The sequence below is a fragment of the Raoultella sp. genome, from assembly GCF_039594335.1.
Lineage (GTDB): Bacteria > Pseudomonadota > Gammaproteobacteria > Enterobacterales > Enterobacteriaceae > Klebsiella.
Window position 1 is genome coordinate 1 of the sequence record NZ_JBCNNS010000244.1, and the last position, 3,740, is coordinate 3,740.

The 3,740-nt window shown below is 59.6% G+C and carries 4 protein-coding genes; all 4 read right to left on the reverse strand.

Annotated elements, in window-relative coordinates:
* Positions 1 to 256, reverse strand: a 256-nt coding sequence (locus ACZAHD_RS22345) for an ATP-binding cassette domain-containing protein (protein WP_462458681.1), incomplete at its 3' end; no start/stop codon positions are given.
* Positions 249 to 1,406 carry an ABC transporter permease gene (locus ACZAHD_RS22350; RefSeq protein ID WP_462458682.1) on the reverse strand — a complete coding sequence of 386 codons (1,158 nt, stop codon included), beginning with the start codon at positions 1,404 to 1,406 and terminating at the stop codon, positions 249 to 251. The genes ACZAHD_RS22345 and ACZAHD_RS22350, both read right to left, overlap by 8 nt.
* 7 nt (positions 1,407 to 1,413) lie before the next feature.
* Entirely contained in the window at positions 1,414 to 2,331 is a 918-nt protein-coding gene (gene osmF, locus ACZAHD_RS22355; protein ID WP_462458683.1) for a glycine betaine ABC transporter substrate-binding protein OsmF, read from the reverse strand.
* A 201-nt stretch (positions 2,332 to 2,532) separates the two neighbouring features.
* Positions 2,533 to 3,740, reverse strand: a 1,208-nt coding sequence (bglX, locus tag ACZAHD_RS22360) for a beta-glucosidase BglX (protein WP_462458684.1), incomplete at its 5' end; no start/stop codon positions are given.

The window sequence follows — 3,740 nt, forward strand, 5'->3', positions numbered from 1 at the left end:
GGCCGATAGACTGAATGGCGTAGCCCATCCGACGACGCAGCGTCAGTACCGGCTGCTGGCGAATATCCTGCCCGGCAAAACGGATCGTGCCGCTGTCATGTTCGACCAGCCGGTTAATCATTTTCAGGGTGGTCGATTTCCCCGAACCGGAGGTTCCGATCAGGACCGAGAACGCGCCTTCGCGCAGGTGCAGGTTCAGGTTTTTCACCGCCGGCAGCCCGGCGAAGGATTTGTTTACCCCGTCAAATTCAATCACCCGCCTCTCCTTTCAAAAATGCCCCCCACAGCGCAAACAGCGCGTCGACTACCACTGCCAGCGCAATCGTCGGAATCACCCCCAGCAGTACCAGATCCAGCGCGCTGCTCAACAGCCCCTGGAAGACCAGCGCACCAAACCCACCGGCGCCAATGAGGGCTGCGACCACCGCCATTCCAACGGTTTGCACGCTCACCACCCGCAGACTGCGCAGCAGAACCGGCAACGCCAGCGGCAGCTGCACGTGCCAGAAACGCTGCGCGCCGCTCATCCCCATCGCCGCAGCGCTCTCCAGCGCATCGCGCGGTACCTGCTGTAAACCGGTCACCACCCCGCGGACCAGCGGCAGTAAGGCATACAGTACCAGCGCAATCAGCGCGGGCGTCATCCCGGTGCCGGAAATGCCTCGTTCAGCCAGTCCGGGAAAATAGCGGGCGAGACCAGCCAGCGGCGCGATCAGCAGGCCAAAGAGCGCGACGGAGGGAATGGTTTGAATAACATTGAGAAAGGTAAACACCGGGGCCTGCCACTGTGGACGGTGCCAGAGGCCGATGCCCACCGGCAGCCCGATCAGCAGACCCGGCAGCAGCGTGCCAAATAGCAGGGTCAAATGTTGACGCAGGGCGTCATCAAACACCTCCTGGCGGTTGGCATACTCTTTCAGTAGCGAGAGCTGATTCAGCGCTCCGCTGCCGAGCAGCACGCAGGGAATTAACCAGATTTGCGCATTGAGCAGCCAGCGCCAGTGCGCCCGGGGGGTCAGACGTCGGATCGACTCGCTGGCCAGCAGTAAGCACAGCGCCAGCGCCAGCCACAAGCCGCTTCCCGGTGAGGTGCGGGCCAGTGAGGAGCCGCTGTGCGCCAGTTGTACCGCTGTCTGCCCCGTTCCCCAGAACAGCAGCGCCAGCAGCGCATCCAGCATAAGCAAGCTCAGCAACAGCGGCCAGCGTCCCGGCAGCCAGCAGAGAAGAATCAGCAGCAGCGCGCCGCAGACCTGCACCGCCATCAGCCAGGGCGCGAGCTGCCAAAGCCAGCGCCCCTCTCCGGACAACAGACGATTAGGGGCATAGTTGACGAACGGCAGAGCAACCACCAGCAGCAGTAAACAGGCCAGCAGCGGCGATACGCGGTTATGACAGCGAATAGCCACGAATAATCTACTTCAGCAGCCCTTTTTGCTGCAGGTAATCTGCGGCAACTTTTTTCGCGTCCAGCCCTTCCACGGCAATGCTGGCATTGAGCTGCTGCAGCGTTTTTTCGTCAAGGCTGGCAAAGACCGGCTGCAGCCACTGGGCGATTTGCGGATAGGCTTTCAGCACCGCTTCGCGCACCACGGGGGTCGGGGCATAGATCGGCTGTACGCCCTGCGGATCGCTGAGCGTTTGCAGCCCCAACGCCGCCACTGGCCCATCGGTTCCGTAGGCCATTGCCGCATTCACCCCGGAAGTCTGCTGGGCCGCAGCTTTGATGGTCACCGCCGTATCGCCCCCCGCCAGCGACAGCAGCTGACTTTGCTTGAGCTTAAAGCCGTAGGCCTTTTCAAAGGCCGGGAGCGCATCCGGACGTTCGATAAATTCGGCGGAGGCGGCGAGCTTAAAATCGCCTCCTTTTTGCAGCCAGGCGCTGAGATCGGCCATCGAAGTCAGATGATTTTTTTCCGCCAGATCCTGGCGCACGGCAATGGTCCAGGTGTTATTGGCCGGCGCGGGCGTCAACCAGATAAGCTTATTGTTCTGCGCATCGAGGGTTTTGACCTTCTCATAACCCTGCTGCGCGTTCTTCCATGCCGGATCGTTTTCATCTTTAAAGAAAAAGGCGCCGTTGCCGGTGTATTCCGGGTAAATGTCCAGTTCACCCGCCGTAATCGCCCCGCGAACCACCGGGGTAGTTCCCAGTTGGATCTTATTAACGGTTTTCACGCCATGACTTTCCAGAACCTGCAAAATAATATTGCCCAGCAGCGCCCCTTCGGTGTCGATTTTTGAGCCAACTTTGACCGGCTCCGCCGCCTGAAGCGGCAGGCTGACCAGCGCGGCCAGCGCCAGCGCACCTGACCAAATACGTGCCTTTATCATCCCCGCGTCCCTCTTTAATTTGCGCCCCATTAACAGGAGCTTAAGAGAAAAGCGTAGTTCATTTAGTGCTGCGGAAAAAGAAAAGGCCGAATATTCGGCCTTTGAGACTGATGACAAACCTGTTTTAAACAGGATGCGCGTGCTTCTGGTGGCTGGAGCCTTATCCGACCTGTGAACCCCGCGCTTCCTCAGTTACAGCTGTTACAGCAGCTCGAATTCACTCTGCTTGACGCGGGCGGAGTCGACGCCAATAAAGACGTTAAATTTGCCCGGCTCGGCGTCGTATTTCATTTTCTGATTCCAGAACTTCAGGGCATCAATCTCAATCGGGAAAGCGACGGTTTGCGTCTCCCCAGGTTTGAGAGTAACGCGCTTAAAGCCACGCAGCATTTTCACCGGACGGCTCATCGAGGCGGTCACATCCTGCAGATAGAGCTGAATCACCGTTGCCCCTTCACATTTGCCGGTATTCGTCACCTGCACGCTGGCGGTGACACTACCGTCGCGCTGCATGGTCGGTGCCGACATTTTCACGTCAGAGACGCTAAAGGTGGTGTAGCTCAGGCCGTAGCCAAATGGGTACAGCGGGCCATTCGCTTCATCAAAGTAACGGGAGGTGTATTTGTTCGGTTTGTCAGCATTGTACGGACGGCCGGTATTGAGGTGGCTGTAGTACACCGGAATCTGCCCCACCGAGCGCGGGAACGACATCGGCAGTTTACCGGACGGGTTGGCATCGCCGAACAGCACATCGGCAATAGCATTACCGCCTTCGGTCCCGGCAAACCAGGTTTCGAGGATAGCGTCAGCCTGCTGATCTTCTTTCACCAGCGCCAGCGGACGACCGTTCATCAGCACCAGCACCAGCGGCTTGCCGGTGGCTTTCAGGGCGCTAATCAAATCGCGCTGGCTCTGTGGCAGGGTGATGTCGGTGCGGCTGGAGGCTTCATGGGCCATGCCCTGCGCCTCGCCCACCACGGCCACCACCACGTCGGACTGTTTCGCCGCGGCCACCGCTTCATCGATCATCGCCTGTGGCGAGCGCGGATCGACCTGCACCGCTTTCTCATACAGGTTAAGGAAATCGACAATGCCTTGATCGTTGGTCACGTTGGCGCCGCGGGCATAGATAACCTTGCCTTTGTCACCCAGCGCGTCTTTGATACCGGTCAGCACCGTCACCGACTGCTCCGCCACGCCCGCCGCCGACCAACTGCCCATCATATCACGCTTACTGTCGGCCAACGGCCCGATAACCGCAACGGTCCCCGATTTTTTCAGCGGCAGCGTCTCCAGTCGGTTCTTCAGCAGCACCAGGCTTTGCCGGGCGACTTCACGCGCCTCTTGGCGATGCAGACGGCTTTCAGCGTTGGTATCCTGCGGATCGGACCCTTGCGGGCCGAGATGGC